18 protein-coding genes are annotated in these 17,336 nt (G+C 46.7%); 11 read left to right on the top strand and 7 right to left on the bottom strand.

Annotation, left to right across the window (positions count from 1 at the left end; genetic code table 11):
- Positions 1-13: 13 nt before the first annotated feature.
- Entirely contained in the window at positions 14-571 is a 558-nt protein-coding gene (locus HHL16_RS16575; RefSeq protein ID WP_169426293.1) for a Crp/Fnr family transcriptional regulator, read from the bottom strand.
- A 521-nt stretch (positions 572-1,092) separates the two neighbouring features.
- A complete protein-coding gene (locus tag HHL16_RS16570) occupies positions 1,093-2,541 on the bottom strand; it encodes an aminopeptidase P family protein (RefSeq protein ID WP_169426292.1) in 1,449 nt (482 codons plus the stop codon).
- 289 nt (positions 2,542-2,830) lie between these two features.
- Here HHL16_RS16570 and HHL16_RS16565 point away from each other — a divergent pair, with 289 nt between their 5' ends.
- Positions 2,831-3,559 carry a hypothetical protein gene (locus HHL16_RS16565; RefSeq protein WP_169426291.1) on the top strand — a complete coding sequence of 243 codons (729 nt, stop codon included), beginning with the start codon at positions 2,831-2,833 and terminating at the stop codon, positions 3,557-3,559.
- Here HHL16_RS16565 and HHL16_RS16560 read toward each other — a convergent pair.
- Both HHL16_RS16560 and HHL16_RS16555 read right to left on the bottom strand, forming a co-directional pair.
- Positions 3,556-4,194: a hypothetical protein gene (locus HHL16_RS16560; RefSeq protein WP_169426290.1), complete on the bottom strand. Its 639-nt coding sequence runs from the start codon at positions 4,192-4,194 to the stop codon at positions 3,556-3,558. The two genes, HHL16_RS16565 and HHL16_RS16560, sit on opposite strands and share 4 nt — an antisense overlap.
- Positions 4,195-4,253: 59 nt before the next feature.
- On the bottom strand, positions 4,254-5,159 hold the full coding sequence (locus HHL16_RS16555; protein ID WP_169426289.1) for a transglutaminase family protein: 906 nt from the start codon (positions 5,157-5,159) through the stop codon (positions 4,254-4,256).
- Positions 5,160-5,253: 94 nt separating this feature from the next.
- On the opposite strand from HHL16_RS16555, the gene HHL16_RS16550 reads away from it, so the two are divergent.
- The gene (locus HHL16_RS16550; protein ID WP_169426288.1) at positions 5,254-5,502 is read left to right on the top strand and encodes a GlsB/YeaQ/YmgE family stress response membrane protein; all 249 of its coding nucleotides are present in this window, start codon (positions 5,254-5,256) and stop codon (positions 5,500-5,502) included.
- Positions 5,503-5,558: 56 nt separating this feature from the next.
- Here the strand turns inward: HHL16_RS16550 and HHL16_RS16545 are convergent, their stop codons facing one another.
- On the bottom strand, positions 5,559-5,837 hold the full coding sequence (locus HHL16_RS16545) for a hypothetical protein (RefSeq protein ID WP_169426287.1): 279 nt from the start codon (positions 5,835-5,837) through the stop codon (positions 5,559-5,561).
- A gap of 307 nt (positions 5,838-6,144) precedes the next feature.
- Between HHL16_RS16545 and HHL16_RS16540 the strand changes: the two genes are divergently transcribed.
- Complete coding sequence (locus HHL16_RS16540; protein ID WP_169426286.1) at positions 6,145-7,134, top strand: glyceraldehyde 3-phosphate dehydrogenase NAD-binding domain-containing protein; 990 nt, start codon at positions 6,145-6,147, stop codon at positions 7,132-7,134.
- 9 nt (positions 7,135-7,143) lie between these two features.
- On the opposite strand, the gene HHL16_RS16535 is transcribed toward HHL16_RS16540, so the two are convergent.
- Entirely contained in the window at positions 7,144-7,485 is a 342-nt protein-coding gene (locus HHL16_RS16535; protein ID WP_169426285.1) for a response regulator, read from the bottom strand.
- Positions 7,486-7,615: 130 nt separating this feature from the next.
- Between HHL16_RS16535 and HHL16_RS16530 the strand changes: the two genes are divergently transcribed.
- Entirely contained in the window at positions 7,616-7,960 is a 345-nt protein-coding gene (locus tag HHL16_RS16530) for a hypothetical protein (RefSeq protein ID WP_169426284.1), read from the top strand.
- Positions 7,953-8,288 (top strand): hypothetical protein, encoded by a 336-nt coding sequence (locus tag HHL16_RS16525; protein WP_169426283.1) that lies wholly within the window; start codon positions 7,953-7,955, stop codon positions 8,286-8,288. The genes HHL16_RS16530 and HHL16_RS16525 overlap by 8 nt, the downstream gene beginning before the upstream one ends.
- Before the next feature lie 10 nt (positions 8,289-8,298).
- Here the strand turns inward: HHL16_RS16525 and HHL16_RS16520 are convergent, their stop codons facing one another.
- Positions 8,299-8,730, bottom strand: a complete 432-nt coding sequence (locus HHL16_RS16520; protein WP_169426282.1) for a response regulator — start codon at positions 8,728-8,730, stop codon at positions 8,299-8,301.
- Between the two features lie 179 nt (positions 8,731-8,909).
- Between HHL16_RS16520 and HHL16_RS16515 the strand changes: the two genes are divergently transcribed.
- The 6 genes from HHL16_RS16515 to HHL16_RS16490 all read left to right on the top strand — a co-directional run bounded on the left by HHL16_RS16515 (position 8,910) and on the right by HHL16_RS16490 (position 17,303).
- Entirely contained in the window at positions 8,910-9,203 is a 294-nt protein-coding gene (locus HHL16_RS16515; RefSeq protein WP_169426281.1) for a hypothetical protein, read from the top strand.
- A 202-nt stretch (positions 9,204-9,405) separates the two neighbouring features.
- Positions 9,406-9,984 (top strand): RNA polymerase sigma-70 factor, encoded by a 579-nt coding sequence (locus tag HHL16_RS16510; RefSeq protein ID WP_169426280.1) that lies wholly within the window; start codon positions 9,406-9,408, stop codon positions 9,982-9,984.
- Positions 9,985-10,064: 80 nt separating this feature from the next.
- Positions 10,065-11,210, top strand: coding sequence for a FecR domain-containing protein (locus tag HHL16_RS16505; protein WP_169426279.1), 1,146 nt, complete (start codon positions 10,065-10,067; stop codon positions 11,208-11,210).
- 106 nt (positions 11,211-11,316) lie between these two features.
- Complete coding sequence (locus HHL16_RS16500) at positions 11,317-14,718, top strand: TonB-dependent receptor (RefSeq protein ID WP_169426278.1); 3,402 nt, start codon at positions 11,317-11,319, stop codon at positions 14,716-14,718.
- Between the two features lie 19 nt (positions 14,719-14,737).
- A complete protein-coding gene (locus HHL16_RS16495) occupies positions 14,738-16,189 on the top strand; it encodes a RagB/SusD family nutrient uptake outer membrane protein (RefSeq protein WP_169426277.1) in 1,452 nt (483 codons plus the stop codon).
- The gene (locus HHL16_RS16490) at positions 16,182-17,303 is read left to right on the top strand and encodes a TlpA disulfide reductase family protein (protein ID WP_169426276.1); all 1,122 of its coding nucleotides are present in this window, start codon (positions 16,182-16,184) and stop codon (positions 17,301-17,303) included. The genes HHL16_RS16495 and HHL16_RS16490 overlap by 8 nt, the downstream gene beginning before the upstream one ends.
- Positions 17,304-17,336: the final 33 nt, after the last annotated feature.

Below are 17,336 nucleotides of genomic sequence, written 5' to 3'. Positions count from 1 at the left end.
GGTAAATATCATTTCACCGGATATTCCTTCTGATGCGGCTCAGTGATGTTTGTGTGATACCCAGATAGGAAGCGATATAGGCCAGTGGGATGCGATTAGCCAGTGTGGGATATTTCTCCAGAAACTCGGTATAGCGGGTAGTGGCGTCCTGTGAAACCAGCGGACTTACTCTCGCGAGCTTTTCTGCCAGCGCTTTGGTGATTATCTTTTGCAGCATAAGATCAAAACCAACAATGGTTCGGGTGATCTCTTCCCAGTCCTTATTGGTAAACAGCACCATTCTGCAATCGGTAGCAGCCTGAATGTACTCCGACATGGGAAACCCATCTGGTTTGAAGATGAGGTGATTCTCTTCGATAAAGATCTTGGTGATCTCATCTCCTTTATTGGTGTAGCAGCAAACCCGCAGAATGCCTTCGATGATAAAACCTACCTGCCTCAGTTCTTTCCCCGCTTCCGCAAAGTAGTCTTCTTTACGGAATGTTTTCTCAAAGCCCTTTTCCGTTATCAGGTCGATCTGTTGCTGATTAAGGCTTCCGAAGCGGAGAAGGAAATCGATAAACTCTTTCATGAGATGAAGGTAGGGCAAATTCAATGGCGTAAAAAAAGAAAGCCTTGGCTGAGTAATCAGCTAAGGCCTTTTTGTTTCAGTCGATCTGCAAATAAATTTTCCTAAGTATTGGATCTTTCGGTCGAGTGGCTGTTAAAAAAGCCGGGGTTTTAAGGATATCGACTGAGTAATTCAACGGATGATGGAACAATTAGATTTTCACTGATATTGAACACGGTCGGCGGTTTTCCAGGACAATTAGGTTTCCTATAGGGTTTTATGCTAAAAGGGACCAGGTTACTGTACTGTGGGATATTGGTTTACGTGTGCACTTTTCAGTGATATTGGACAAGTTGGATGGATTCTGAGGATATTCAGAAGGATATTAGATGGATTCGTTTAACAAAAATAACTAATGCAAATTTCTTGACATAGCGCAATAATGCCCTTTTTTTACTGTTCAGTTATTACGTTAACAATAGTATAAAATACAAATTTGCCTTCAGAATATACGATGATAATATTCGTATAATTACGATTGTTTAGAAACCTTTCTTACCAGATTGAAGCGGAGGAAGCACAAAATTATCGAACACACTCTTCTCTGCAATGGTCTTTTCTATCTCTTCTGCCTTACGGGGAGCATTACGTGACAATAATTCATAATCCTTCTCCCTGATGAGAATATCGTCCTCGATGCGAACCGCAATGGTCCACCATTTGGGATCGCAGTTGCTGTTCTTCGGAATGTAAATGCCCGGCTCGATAGTAATTACCATTCCTTTTTTGATGAAACCGTAACTGCCACGGTCGTGCACATCGAGTCCTATATGGTGTCCGAGTCCATGGGGATAGTATTTTCCGGCTTCCGTTTTGTTCTTCGCGATGCCGAGTTTTACCAGTCCGTCGAGGATCACTTCGCGGGATACTTTGTCGAGATCCTGCCAGCTTGCACCGTCTTTACTGATCTTGAATGCTGCTTCCTGCGCTTCGTACACGAGGTTGTAGATCTGTTTTTGTTCAGCCGTGAATTTGCCGCTGGCTGGGATGGTGCGGGTTACATCGGCAGTATAGCCGTGGTACTGAGCGCCAACATCCATCAGCACCATGCGGTTTTCTACGCGGAGATCGTTGTTCTCCTGATAATGGAGTACGCAGCCATTATTGCCTGCACCCACTATGGAAGGATAGCCTACTTCTTCAGCGCCGTATTTTTTATGAACAAACTCATGCAGTCCCTGAATTTCGCGTTCAGACATATCAGCCCTTACTGCCTTCATCACTTCTACTTGTCCGTTGCAGGAGATTTCCACGGCTTTGCGCAACAGCAGCATTTCTTCTTCTGTTTTGATCTCGCGGAGCTGAGTGGTGAAATTAAAGTACGGTCCGGTTGCGAATTTCGCTTTATCGGCATCGGTGCCAGTAAAACCGGCCTTTGTTTTGAACTGATTCATCAGCGTGTACAGCCCGTCGCCCTTGGTGGCTTTGAGATCGATATCGGCAGGAAAGGGGGCCATGATGATCTGTTTGCAACCTGCAAAATTGATAGGAAAGTTGCCGAATTCAGCGGCATTATAAGCATGCGAGAACTTCAGTTTCGATTTGGCGCCTTCCACACCCAGGCGGATGCCTGTCCACTGTTCGGCCGTAGCATCGCGGCGCTGCACAAACAACAGCTCTTTATAGGTGCTGCCATCTTCGGCGCGTTGAGGTTCTTTAAAAACCAGCAACACCGAATTGGGTTCGGTATATCCTGAAAAATAATACAGATCGGGATTGGGATGATACACATAGTCCACATCATTGGAGAATTTTCTAACGGGATAAGCGAAAACCACCGTTACCGAGCTATCGGGCATCAGCTGGCGGAGGGCTTCTCTTCTTCCTGCATGGAAATCGGCAGAAAGATAATCCTGCGGAAGATTATTTTCCTGAGACAGTGCAACGCTTGCCATCAGCAGCAAGGTCATAACAGATAGGCATATACGCATATGTATGATTTGAAAAGGTTCAGTTAGTATAAATATAACGAAAAGAAAGCCGTGTTGCCACTGCTATACGTAGGTGGCAGAAGTGCAGTCTAGCAGGCCATTACAGCAGTTGAGCGGTAGACATTGAAGGGACAACAGTGGTTATCCTCGTATTAGCCATGCTGCTGAACGTATTTATTATTCAATTCATCGTATTTTATGCAGGATTTGCGGAGTACAATTACTGAAATATTAAATGTGTACAATATTTGTTGCAAGTTCAACGCTTTTGTACTGTAACGAAAGAGCAGTGAAAAATCAATTATATCAGGTGATATCAGTGCTGACGGTCGTGGCTTATTTTCTGCCCATTGTGATCGTAGCAATCAGGAAACTGTGGAAGGAAACTCCTTTGATGCTTTTTGCTCTTTACTGGGCGGTTGGCGCAACGGTGAATCTCTGCGACCTGCTTCCCGGCATTTCAGAAAACGCCATGGTCAACATCAGCGTTATTTACAATATGCTCGATATGCCCATTGTGATTGCCATCATCTGCTTCACCACAAAAATCAGGGGCATCAGAAATCTCACCAGAGTGGCGCTACCCATTTACCTGCTGGCATTATGTATAAATCCATTTATTCAGGGCTTCAATTTCGATGCGCTGAAATACTTGCTGGGCGTGGGTTTGATATTGGTTCACCTGATCATTATCTGGGATGTTGTTTGCCAGCTGAGAAAACTGCAGCATTCCAACCGCGAAAAAGCCATGCTGCTGATCAATGCAGGACTGCTTTTTCAGTACGGAACGTATGTGATCATTTATATCTTCGATTACTTCTATACGCAGGTCTCGAATACCACAGATAACTATATTCTGTACTATATCTCCAGCATTGTAGGTGTATTGGTTGGCAGCGTTGCCTACCTCATCATCAGAAGAACCGAAGCCGGCAGAATCCGCAGCCGAAACAGCGATATCGATCCGATGGACGAACCGCGTAAAAAGGAAGCAGACTCCTTCTTCTCCGCTTACTAATTATTGCTGCCGGAATATTTACCTGTATTGTAAGATTGAATGATGGCTGCTGCAAATGCCGCATTGCGCAGCATGTTCACCATATTATGTATCAGCAGTCCCGCATTGATGGGATTGTGAATGGTGATGAAGTAAAAAAAGTTGCCCGCCAGATAGAGCAATGCACCGGTCACCATCCAGAACTCTACCCGGTTTTGAATGGGCTCGAAGTTTTCGGCCGTGATCCATTCCAGATAAAAGAACATGATATAACTGATCAGCAGTATCACAGAAATGCCACGGATGCTGCCAAAGAAAGAAGTTCCCCACTGAACCCATGCGATACATGCCATTACTGCAAAAATGCCCGAACCTGCCATTACCCATCGCAGATTGCGCTTCTTCTGCAATACGATATACATGAAAGTGCTGAGCAGCGCATACTCCAGCAGTACAAATACAAATGAGATATGAAACTGAATGCCGCGAATGGCATTGAGATCCTGCAGGCGGTCCGAACTGAAGAGGAGTAAAGAGTAAACCAGTATCAGCCAGTGAACATGCTGTAGCCGCTGCGGCCGCAGTACAAGAAAGAGCACAGGAATAACCAGTGTAGACCAGGAGGAAATGATTCCTGTGATTTGGGTTACAAGCATGTTAGCGGCAGAGGGTTGAAACAGTAATTTACTAATTATTCTGTTTCAGTCAAGCCCCCTTACAGGTCAATTATAGCAAATGCTTTTTCACTGAGGTAGGGACCACCGGGATATTTCGCCGTATAATCGAGGTTTATCCAGTATTGACCATCCTGTTCGTGATAGAAAATATTTTCAATCGGCTGATCGCTGAAGAGGTGAATGATGGCCTGCTGCATTCTTTCAAATGCTTTATCATCTCCCACATATAATTCAGGATAGAGATGCCCTTCGGTGAGCACCATTCTGCAATGTCCGCCAATGGCCTTGAGCGCTGAGGTCATCAGTATGGTATGATCATCGCAGTCGCCTCCCATTCCGTTGAGAATGGTTTCGCGTGCAGTGGCGAAGTATTCATCGCGCTGCGAATCGGACACATATTTGAAATTGGCATTGATGTATTTGAACAGCGAGAGCTGCCTTACAATAGGGCCGTATTTTGTGTGATAATCGTCGAAGAATTCGAGTGAATGCTGTACAGAGAAATTGCGAACAATGGAATCCTGCGAATCTACTTTCGATTGTAATGCCTTCACTGTTTTGGTGAGCGGGCCTTCGAAGAAACCGGGATTTAAAATGAGGTCGGTTTCCTTCTGTCCTTTTCGTCCCCAGTTCTGCTCTACCATGGTTTTGTAATCGCTCATGATGCTTTTGAAACCGTATCCGTTGGTGAGCTGATTGTACAGCAGCACCAGCACCAGCAGTGCCACAGCGGGAATGAGCAGAAAGCGAAATAAACGAAGTATCAGCCAGGTGAGCACAGCAGCTACAGCGATGGAAATGGTGAGATCGAGGTTCCAGTTTCCGATCATGATGGGCGGAATATACCGGTTGATCAGCGGAGCCAGGGGGAGTACCGTAAGCGCGCTGATGATCACCAATAGCCATTTCTTTGTAGAGCCGTACTTATCCTCAGGATAGTTCATTGAAATATTTTATATGACGATCGGGAAACGATATATTGCAATATAGAACGGAATTTGTGGGTAGAGATATTTTTACCAATTAAATCTGAATTGTATGCACTTTTTATGGTTCATTCTGATCGGCGCCATCGCCGGATGGCTCGCTGGTCTGATCACTAAAGGCGGAGGTTTCGGATTGCTGGGAAATATTGTAATCGGAATCGTAGGAGCAGTAATTGGTGGATGGCTTGCAAGAACACTGAACATCAGTGTTGGCGGAGGTACATTCGGCAGTCTGCTGGTTGCCACCGGAGGAGCAGTGGTATTGCTCGTTCTCATTGGAATGCTCCGGGGCAGCAGATAAAATTGATTACATAGAAATGAAGTGGCAGCGGGGCCATAAGACCCCGCTATGATTTTTTATTCATCATCCTCTTCGTAGTACGCATCTTCATCGTTGTATACGCTCTGCCATTCCTGCACTTTATCGTCACTCAGTAATTCCAGTATATCGAAAATGGGATCATTCTTTTTCTTCCATTCCATAACCGGACTTTCTGCGTAGCGCGTAACGTACAGACAATGGTCCGTATCAACAGTAATCTTGATAAGGGTAACAGGACTATCTTCTTTCTCCTGTACCAGGTAATAACAGCCAGTCTCTAACAGAGCATAAGAATACATACGGATCTCCTCCACTCTTTTAAAAGTTTACAAAAAAAGAAGAATTAATGGTAGTAAGTCAGTTGGCTTCCCGTTTAACCGGGGGTAGAATTTAATGAGCCTGGTAAGGCGAAAAAACGTAGGTTGGTTTGAGCGATTTCCACAGGATCAGGTCAGGTCAAATGTAAGACAATAATAGATTCCGAAAAGCACCAACCATCTACCGCTGGTAAATTTTAGAAATTGTTAATTTTTCGTCCTTGATTATCAGTTGTTTACCGATTTACCGCATTTAGAAAGTCAGGTTCAGCTATATTTGCGCCTGCTTTAATGTAAGAAACCTATGCGAATAGCCATCAATGGGATGGGCAGAATCGGTCGCCTGCTTTTCCGCCGTCTGGTTAACCACCCCGAAATAGAACTGGTTGCAGTAAATGACATCATGGAACCTGCCAACCTTGCCTACCTGCTCCGTTACGATTCGGTTTATGGTACATTTCCGTCGTCTACTGTGCTGGAAGACAATCACTTGCAGGTAGATGGAAAATCCATCGCCGTATTCCGCCAGCCGGATCCCTCCAAATTGCCCTGGAAAGAGCTGAAAGTAGATGTGGTGCTCGAATGTACCGGCATGTTCAGCAACAAGGCCGGAGCCAGTATCCACCTCGAATCGGGAGCCGGAAAAGTGCTGTTGTCTACAACCGGATCAGCCGACATTCCGCTGATGATCTATGGCTTCAATCAGCATGCCCTCAGCGCCGATACCCGCATTATTTCGCCGGGCGGCTGCATGACCAATTGCTCCACTCACATTCTCTATATCCTCAATGCCATTGGCATCGAATCGGTTCAGCTGAATATTCTGCATTCCTACACATCGCGTCAGGCGTTGGTAGATGCACCACATAGTCAGTTCCGCCGTGGCAGAGCCGCCGCAGAGAGCATCATCCCTGTAGAAATCGATCTGCAAACATCGCTGGAGAAACTGTTCCCCATGATGGGCGGAAAGATCGCTGCAGTTTCCACCCGCGTACCCGTAGCCAACGGAGCACTCGCAGATTTTACGCTGCAGCTCAGCAATAAAGTGAGCAAAGAGCAGATCAATCAGCTCTTCCGCACAGCCGCAAAGAACGAGTACAAGGGCATTCTCGAATACACGGAAGATCCGCTGGTATCGCTGGATATCAAAGGCAATACCCATTCTGTGATCGTAGACGGAACCCTCACCACCGTAGTAGGCAATCACCTGAAACTGATCACCTGGTTCGATAACGAATACGGCTATACGAGCCGCATGATCGACTGGCTCAGCTACATGAAACAACTGGGATAACCATTGTTTTTACAACTGATGATCGAGATCCGAGAATGAAATAGGCTTGGTAAGTAAAGTGTATTGCACCCCTTCGATATGGGGCGCTTCAGGCTGAAATCCGCTCATGAGATAGAGCTTCAGGTCTGGATTTATCTGCATGAAATACGCAACCTGTGCCCAACCTGTACCGTCTGGTAAATTGTTGTCGAGAAAGAGAATATCGGGGAGAAAGTTTTTCATAGCTTTCACGCCATCTCCCAGTGTATGGGTGATTTCTACGAGATAACCGCGCCGGAAGAAATACAATTGCAGCAGGCGGCAAAGGTCTTGCTCATCGTCAATGATCAATATTTTTCTGCGGTTTCCCAATTCTCCTTTATTGAACTAACGTAATGTTGGCTTGTTAAGTTGTTCGATGGTGGTCAGCATTTATTTCTTCAACAGGTAAGGCACTGTTTTTTAGTAGAAAATATCGTTCCAGTAACTAAAAATCAACAATATGCCCGAAGCAGCAGAAAGAACGGAAACCGACCAGTTGGCAGATGATGTGATCGGTCTTGCCCAGACTTACTACAAACTCACCATGGTGAACGCTGCCAAAAAATCATCTACCCTCATTGCATGGGCGGGCGTATGGCTGAAAATAGCCAGTCTATGGGGGCTCGCAGTTTTCTTTCTCGGTCTTGCATTCGCGTACTGGTTGGGGAAGAAACTCAACGATCCCGCACTTGGCTATCTGCTAACCGCTGCATTGTTTGTATTGCTCGCTGTTATTGTAGTACTGGCCAGAAAACCAATTTTCAACTGGATAAGAAATAGCATCATCCGCAAAATATATGAGTAAGCAAAACATACAATCCTACGATGATCTGCTGCGCGAAGAAGCGATGCTGCGTCGTCAGCTGGCCTTGCAGCAGGAAGTAGTGGCCGAAAAATGGGCCGTGATGAAACAACAGGTAGCGCCAGCTGCAAAGCTGATCAGCACCGTCGGCAAATTCACATCAGGTGGAGGAAAAGGACTTATTGCAACCGGCCTGAACCTCGCACTGGGACTGCTGCTCAGAAAAACAGGCGCACCCATGATCAGAAATCTTGCTACAGGTTATGTAGCAGAAAAAGCAGCGGGTCTGTTGTCAGGATTATTCAAAAAGAAAAAAAGAATATCGCAGTAGCGGGTAATGGTTATGCAGGAACTGATGCTGTATTGAACCAGTAATTGCGTAATTCGCGGATTACATTCACCAATGCCTCAAAACTCACGGGCTTCACCACGTAAGAGTTGGCGCCTGCTTCATAACATCGTTTAATTTCATTTTCATTCTTTGCGGTAGTGAACACTACCACAGGAATCTTCCGCAGCTCAGGATGCTGCTTTATTTCTTTCAAAACTTCCCTTCCGTCTTTTTTCGGCAAATTCAGATCGAGCAGTATAAAACCCGGATAGTTCATATCCAGTGTTTTGTTTTGCAAAACTTTGTCGAGGTATTCCATCAATTCGATGCCGTTCTCCACAAATTCAAGTGGATCTGTAAGACCGTTCTCTTCAAATGCTGTCTGGAGGAGAAAGCGGTCATCTGCATCGTCTTCCGCAATGAGGATAAAGCGCTTTTGCATGTGGGTTTGTAACGTTTACACTAGAATAATCCCCATGAAGATAAAAAAATAATGGCGGAATCTCCTCAGTTGTTCACTGAATTGCCTGCACAATACATAACCGGCAACAGGTATGGTTTTTTTATAGATAGAGCAGAGCACCTCATGTATCTAAATGTTGAACCATTAAAACAAAATGTATGAACAAGCAAGAAGATCCGAAAACGCAGAGCGGTCAAAATCCGAACAAGCAACAGGATAAGAATCAGGGTAATCATGGTAATACCGGAAATACCAATGAGAATTTCGACAAGGGCCACAAGCAGAGCGGTTATCCCGAAAAGGAACCCAGGCAGAAACCAGATCAGAGTGGCCAGCAGCCTAAGGTTACCAATGAAGACAACGACATCACCAACTCTGATAAACCCGAAATCGATACGCCCGTGCAGATTCCTGAGAAGACAGAGAAAAAGATTCCGTCTGGCGGAAAATAATTCAAGGAAAGGGCTAACTGAATTACAACAGCAATAAGGCGGTATATCTTCTGTGAAGAATTGAAACCGTGCAGCAAGATTTTGGGGCGGTCGATGATTGGTTGAAAACCCCACCGGAAAGGTGGGGTTTTTTGTGCGCGTTTATTATTGGTATTTTGTAAATTGGCCGGAAATTGACCTAACACTAACCGGCTTGCACCCCATGGCTGAATATGAGTACCTGCACGATCATGAGCTGGCAGCGAAGCTGTCAGAAGGCAGTGATGCTGCATTTGCCGCCATTTATCAACGCTACCATCTCAGACTCTTTCTCTTTGCATTCAAAAAACTCGGCAATCGTGAAGAAGCCAAAGATGTGGTACAGGAAGTATTCACCAAACTCTGGAACAGGCATGCCGACTATAACATCAGCACTTCACTGAGCAGCTATCTCTTCACTGCTGTTCGCAATGCAGCCTTCGATCTCTTTACACATAAAAAGATCGAAGCAAAATACATCGATTCACTGCAGCATTTTCTCGATAAAGATCCTGTTGCCACCGATCATCTCGTAAGAGCACGGGAGATGAGTCTACAGATCGAAAAAGAAATTGCCGCGCTTCCTCCACGCATGCGCGAAGTATTCGAGCTGAGCAGAAAAGAACATCTCAGTCATCTGGATATTGCAGAGAAACTGCAGATCTCGGAATCCACTGTAACCGGACAAATCAAAAAAGCCTTGCGCATACTGCGTTTGCGGCTCGGAAGTTTATTCCTGTTCCTGCTCTTTATGCAATCCTGAAAAAATATTTTCCAACCTCATACCCCCTGCATGCCAGTTAACCGTCACATCAATTACCAGTTTAAGGAGGATACTTCAATATGAAGACAAAAGATGCAAATGACCTTCTGGAACGTTACAGGGCAGGCAACTGCACAGAAGAAGAGCTACGTTTACTCCGTAACTGGTTCGATACCCTGGGGGAAGAGGAGAAGGCGGAGTTTTCAGCCGCAGAGTTGAACAGCATATCTACCGAAATGTGGAGCGCTGTGCAGCCCCGGAGAAAACAATCCGGAAAGCTTCGTCGCATCAGTTATGTATCTGCTGCCGCAGTGGTGGCCCTGCTGATTGTGTCTGTTTTTGCTGTGAGACTTTTTATGAAGCAGCAACCGGAAGTGCCGAAGGTGGCCATAACAGAACAATTGACCGACACAGCTTTTGCTGCTGCGCCCGGTTCACAACAGGCAACACTTACACTGGCAGACGGAAGCATCATCTCACTCACCGATGCAAAGAACGGCGCCATCGCAGAACAGTCTGGTGTATCCATCTCCAAAACAGCTGATGGAGAACTGGTGTACACCATCACTGCAAATGCAGCTGCGCAAAACAATGCGTGGAATACCATCGCCACACCGAGAGGCGGACAATACAAAGTATTGCTTCCCGATGGCAGTGTGGTATGGCTGAATGCAGAATCATCCCTTCGCTATCCTCCCGTATTTGCAGGAAGCGAAAGAAAAGTGATACTCACCGGCGAAGCTTATTTCGATGTGAGTGCGCACAAAACCATGCCCTTTGTAGTATCCACCAGCAAACAACAATTGACCGTGCTCGGCACGCAATTCAATATCAACGCGTATCCTGAAACAGACAACACCATAACAACTTTGCTCACAGGAAGCGTAAGGGTAGCCCTTGCAGACAGTACCGGTACGGCTACGCTGAAACCAGGGCAGCAATCATCGGTAAACAGTACCATCAAAGTAGTAACAACAGATCCGAACGATGCCATCGCATGGAAGAGCGGATACCTGCTGCTGGAGAATGAAACATTTGAAGTGATCATGAAGCGGATAGCGCGCCGCTATGATCTCGATATCATCTACCAGACCAAACCAGCAGCATTGCAACTCGGCGGACGCATTTCTATGAACCGTCCACTCGAAGAAGTATTGCAGGCGCTGGAACTGGGTACACACCTGCATCTTAGAGTATCAGGCAAACAGCTCATCGTTTCGGAATAAAATACTGCTGTTCCACAGCCATAGGGATCAAACCAAATCCTTTGTTCATCATTGTTCACAACACGTTGTGCAGCCATCGCGCTGTACAGGTAAACTTCTATTGCTTATGAAATTGATCTTTTCGCTTTTGCTGTTCTGCACCCTGCAGGCCGGCGCTCATGCAAATGCCCAGAGCATTACCCTTCACATGAAGCGCGCAAAGCTCCAGGCTGTTTTCAAAGAACTCTGGACGCAGAGCGGTTACGACTTCGTGTACGATAAAGCCCTGCTGAAATCCGCAACCGAAGTGGATATCAGCGTTTCCAACGTTTCGCTCGAAACAGCGCTCGAAGCCTGCTTCGCATCACAACCACTCACATGGGAAATAAAAAATAAACTCATCATCGTTAAAAGAAAAGAGGCGTCAGCCGTTACTGCTCCGCAGGATATCGATGTGCGCGGTCGCGTGCTCGACGATAAAGGCGATCCTCTTGCCGGTGCTTCCGTAAAATCGAAAAACACCGGCGCTACTGTAACTACCGGTACCGACGGAACTTTCGTGCTCAATAATATCGATCCGAAAGATCAACTGGAGATATCTTATGTTGGATACAAAACCATTACGCTGTCTGCTAAAGCTGATCTCGGCACCATCAAACTCGCACTCGCCAATGCCAAACTCGACGAAGTGGTGGTAGTGGCTTATGGTACACAGAAAAAACAAGGCCTCACAGGAGCCATCTCTTCTGTGAATACCGAGCAACTCGGCAAACAACAGATCACTTCCGTAACGCAGGGATTGCAGGGGCTCACCACTGGTGTGCTGGTGCTCAATTCATCTGGTCAGCCAGGTACTGCACCTGTTATCCGTGTGCGTGGCGTGAGTTCTATCAATGCTTCTTCTTCGCCATTGCTGGTGGTGGATGGTATTCCTTACGATGGAAATATCAACACCATCAATCCTGCCGATGTAGAATCGATGAATGTTTTGAAAGATGCGAGCGCTGCTTCGCTCTATGGATCACGCGCAGCAAATGGGGTGATCATGATCACCACAAGAAAAGGTAAAGCAGGGCAGGAGCCTGTCATCAATGTTACTGCCAGCTACGGTATCAGTGAACGCGCTATCAAAGAATATAAGTACATCAGCTCTGAGAACTATATGAAGCTTGCCTGGGAAGCGCAGAAGAATTTTGCGTTATCATCCGGCATTACTGCTGCAGGCAAATACGCCTCCGATAACCTGATCACAGGAAACAGCTATGGATTGAAATACAATCCATACAATGTGGCTAATCCCATCGATACAAACGGCAATCTTGTTTCCGGAGCATCGCTGCTCTGGGATACAGACTGGGAGCGCGAAGCGCGCAGTTCCAGCATCGCCAGAAAAAATGTTGGAGTAAGCTTCGCAGGCGGCAATGAAAAGTATCGCTACTTTATTTCCGGCAATTACCTCGATCAGGATGGCGTAGTGCTTAAGTCGAACTACCGCCGCTTCACCACAAGATTCAATGGCGATGCCAATCTCAAAAGCTGGTTGCGGGTAGGTATCAATACCACTATCGCATCCAGCAAGGATAACACACCGCGTCAATCAGGAGGTCCATACAGCAACGCTGTGCAGTTCTCGCGTCTGGTGAGTTCTATCTATCCGCTCTACAGAAGAGATGCGACAGGCCAGCTGGTGGATGATGCTGCCGGCAAACCCATCTACGATTACGGTAGTGGTGTAGCCGGACAAACCATCAATGCTTCGCGCCCGACAGCGGCAGCGGCAAACTCAAACGCCATCTCCACGCTTGTGCTCGACAAGAACACCGGCTCTGGTTTGCAAACATCTCTCAACGCATTTGGTGAGATCAGTTTCACACCTCATCTGAAATTCAGATCGAATATCGGTGCAGACCGCTTCTACACAGAAACTCTCGGTTACACCAATCCACTCTACGGCGATGCAGCACCTGTAAAAGGAAGAGTGCGCAGAGATCAGTCATTCACCAGCTCTTGGACATGGAACAATATGCTCACCTTCGATAAAACCTACGGCGATCATACATTCGGAGCCATGGCCAGCATGGAAGCCTACGACCTCAACGTGAGAACCACTGCAGTAGGCACCACCGGATTTCCGGTGCCCGGTCTCGAAGAAGTAAGTGCAGGTGCTACCAAAGAAACCACCGAATCCAATACACTCCGCAACAGACTCACCAGTTATCTCGGCAGGCTCACCTATAGCTACGACAACCGGTATTTTTTTGAAGGAACATTGCGTACAGACGGAAGTACCCGCTGGAACAAAAGCAAGCGCTGGGGCGTGTTCTATGCACTCGGTGGATCGTGGGTAGTGAGCAACGAAGCATTCATGAAAAATCAGCACATCTTCGATCAGCTGAAACTGCGTGCTTCTTATGGCGAGCTTGGCAATCAGGCGCTTTCCGATTACTTCCCTTACCTCACCGTATACACCACTGGTTACAATGATCTTTCTTATCCCGGCATCTACAATGCTGCGATCGGCAATGATAATCTCAGCTGGGAAAAACTCGGTACATGGAATGTTGGACTGGATATGGCCTTCCTCAACAACCGCATCGATCTCAGCATCGAATATTTTTACAAGAATACTTTCGACCTCATCTTCACCAAACCCAAAGCAGGTTCTACAGGAGTGCAGGGTATTATCGACAATATCGGTAAACTCCGCAACAGCGGTATCGAATTATCCATCAACAGCCGCAACATCGTAACGCGCAACTTCAAATGGAATACAGGCTTCAATCTTACCACCGTTAAGAACAGAATTGCAGCGTTGCCGCAGCAGTACATCATTTCAGGCAACAAACGTCTCGAAGTAGGAACCAGCTACAACGAGTTCTGGATCTACGAATGGGCGGGCGTAAACCCCGATAATGGTAAACCGCAATGGTATGCCGATGATCCTGCGAACCCCGGAAAAACTATTGTGGTGAATCAACTGGGCGCATCCGGAGGATTGCCTGCTGCAAGAAGATCTTATCAGGGAAGCAGCATTCCAAAGATCACCGGCGGTTTCTACAACAGTTTTACGTTGCAGAATTTTGATCTCTCTTTCCTTTTCAATTATGCGTTCGGAGGCAAAGTGCTCGACACCGATTATATCAGACTGATGCATGGATTCTCCCGTCTCGGCGCTTCGCTCAGCACCGATATCATGAGCCGCTGGCAGAAACCCGGAGATGTAACGGATGTTCCTAAACTTGGTTTCGCTACCAACGAATGGGATGGCAACCCCAGCACACGCAATCTGTTCAGTGGCGATTATATCCGTCTGCGGAACGTAACACTTGGTTACACGCTTCCTGCAAGTGCATTGCGCATGAGCAATAACGTGATCAAATCTTTCAGGGTATTTGCACAGGCAGATAACTACTTCACCTGGACTCGCCTCAAGAAGGGCACTGATCCTGAGCTCAGTATCGATGGTACCACCAGCAACAGTTCATCTTCCTTCAAAACCATCAGCATTGGCATCACGGCCGGTTTCTGATCAAAAACTGCATTACGTTATGAAAAAAATAATTCAATCACTTTGTTATGTTGCAGTGCTGCTGCTGTTCAGCTGCAACAAGAATTTTCTCGATGAACCACAGCCTGCAGGTTCGGTTACTGAAGATGCGGTGTATGCTACTGAAACCGGTGTGCGTTCATTTTTCAACGGCATCTATCGTAACCTGAGAACGCAATGGAGCAGCCCTTCAGATGTGTACGGCATTGTATCGGTGAACCTGGCACGCGAAGTGAAAGGCTTCGACGTGAGCATGCCGAATGGTGATACCTATGTGAACGACTACGTGCATAATTTCAGGCTGGCCACTTTCAGAAGAAGCAGTTTCACCTGGAATTTTTTCTACAGTTTCATCAACTCTGCCAATACATTGATCGGAGGTGTGAAGAAGAGCACAACACTCTCTGCCACTGCAAAAACACAGTTCGAAGCGGAGGCCCGCGCCTTCCGTGCATGGTGCTATTTCGAGCTGGCACGCGAGTTCGCGAGGTCTTACCGTGAAAACCCCGATGGTCCGGGTTTACCGATCTACACCGAGCCAACCACTGCCAGCACAGAAGGGAACCCCAGATCGAAACTGTCTGAAGTATACAAACAGATCACCGACGATCTGCAGTTTGCAGTAACCAATATCCCTGTAACCCGCGCCAATGGCGGACTGAAAGATATCATCAATGTAGATGTAGTGAAAGGATTGCAGGCAAGGGTATTCCTCGAAATGGGAATGGCAGATGCCACGTATCTCAATAAGGCGATCACTGCTGCGCAGGAAGCGCGCGCCAATTATCCGCTCAATGCAGCAGAGCTGGCCGGCACCATCACATCGGACTTCGCTACCAAAAAAGAAGTGCTCTGGGGATTTCCGCAGGCAGCAGATCAGACCATCTACTACGGAACGCCATCCACATTTTATGGTGTTTCAGGTATCGGACCATTCAACTTTTTTGTAGACAGCAACTTTGTGAAACTGTTCTCTGACACTGATATCCGCAAAACCAAATTCGTAGTGCCCGGATCAAACACCGGCCTCACAAAATGGAAGACCATCAAGTTCGGCAATACCACCAATTTCAGTGATTTTATTGTGATGATGAGATCGCCGGAGCTCTGGCTCATCGAGGCAGAAGCAAAAGCCAGATTGAATGATCCTACAGCCGGCGACGCATTATTCGCCGTGCAGCAGAACCGTGACCCTAATGCAGTGAAATCCGGAAATACAGGTGCGGCGCTGATTGCAGAGATACTGAAAGAAAAAAGAAAAGAACTGTTTGGTGAGATCGGCATCGGCTTCCTCGACATCAAACGTGCAGGATTGCCTCTGAAACGCAGCGATGGCCATCCGCTCAACGGCATTATCACTATCGCGGCGGATGCACCTGCATTCACTTTGCAGATTCCTCAGACAGAGTTTGATGCCAACAAATCATTAAAACCAGCTGATCAGAATGAGTAATCGAAAATATATCGGCAGCATTGCATTGATTGTTATGCTGTTTTTTCTTCCTGCAATTGGCTTTGCACAACAGCAGGGCTATAACATAAAAGGAAGCATCGGTAAGTTGTACAACGGGCAAACGATCTGGTTAACATTCAGAGAAGGAAAGAACTATGTGCATGATTCAGCGATCATCCAATCCGGCAAATACGCCTTCAGTGGTTCATTGAACGATGGTGCTGCAGCAACGCTCACGCTGAAAGGGCAGGAGCTGAAATTCTTTCTGCGCAACGAAGCCGTTTCCATCACTGCAAAAGATTCTTTGCAAAAGGCCGTTGTGAAAGGCGCCAGTCTGAATGCTGCATACAAAAAATATGATGCGTATGTTTCAAACGCAGAAGAAGCCATCGCGTCGGTGAGCAGGGATTATCGCAATGCGCCTGCATCACAGCAGCAGGATGCAGAATTCCGTGATGCGCTCGATAAGCGATACGCAAAAGCTGTTGCAGAGAAAGAAGCAGGGCAATTGAAATACATCCACCAGAATGGACATCCGTATTTCAGTATGATGGCATTGAAAGAAATGCTGGCCCGTGCCGCTGATATTCCTGCCATCGAAGGAGCATTCAATACACTGGATGCCGATACAAAAAATTCAAAGGAAGGAAAACAACTGGCTGCTGAAATCGAATCGGCGAAGCTGACAGCTATTGGCGCCATCGCGCCTGAGTTCACTCAAAATAACGTAGACGGACAACCCGTTAGTCTGTCTGCTTACCGTGGCAAGTACCTGCTGCTCGATTTCTGGGCCAGCTGGTGCGGTCCCTGTCGGGCAGAAAATCCCAATCTGGTTAAGCTCTACGAAACCTATGAGCATAAGGGTTTCACTATTCTGGGAGTTTCGCTCGACAGGCCCGGAAAGCACGATGCATGGGTGGAAGCCATCAAAGCAGACAAACTTGTCTGGACGCAGGTTTCCGATCTTCAGTTCTGGAACAATGCCGTGGCTAAACAATATGGTGTAAAATTCATTCCACAGAATTTGTTGCTCGATCCCACCGGAAAGATCATAGCGAAGAACCTTCGCGGAAAAGAACTGGCGGCAAAACTGCAGGAGCTTTTTTCTCAGTGATTCTTTAGTTAGTGATTAACATTTCAAACACAA

Origin of the sequence: Pseudoflavitalea sp. G-6-1-2 (assembly GCF_012927185.1) — a bacterium.
Lineage (GTDB): Bacteria > Bacteroidota > Bacteroidia > Chitinophagales > Chitinophagaceae > Pseudobacter.
Note: the sequence above shows the minus strand (reverse complement) of the source record. Positions and strands in the feature narration are given on the sequence as shown.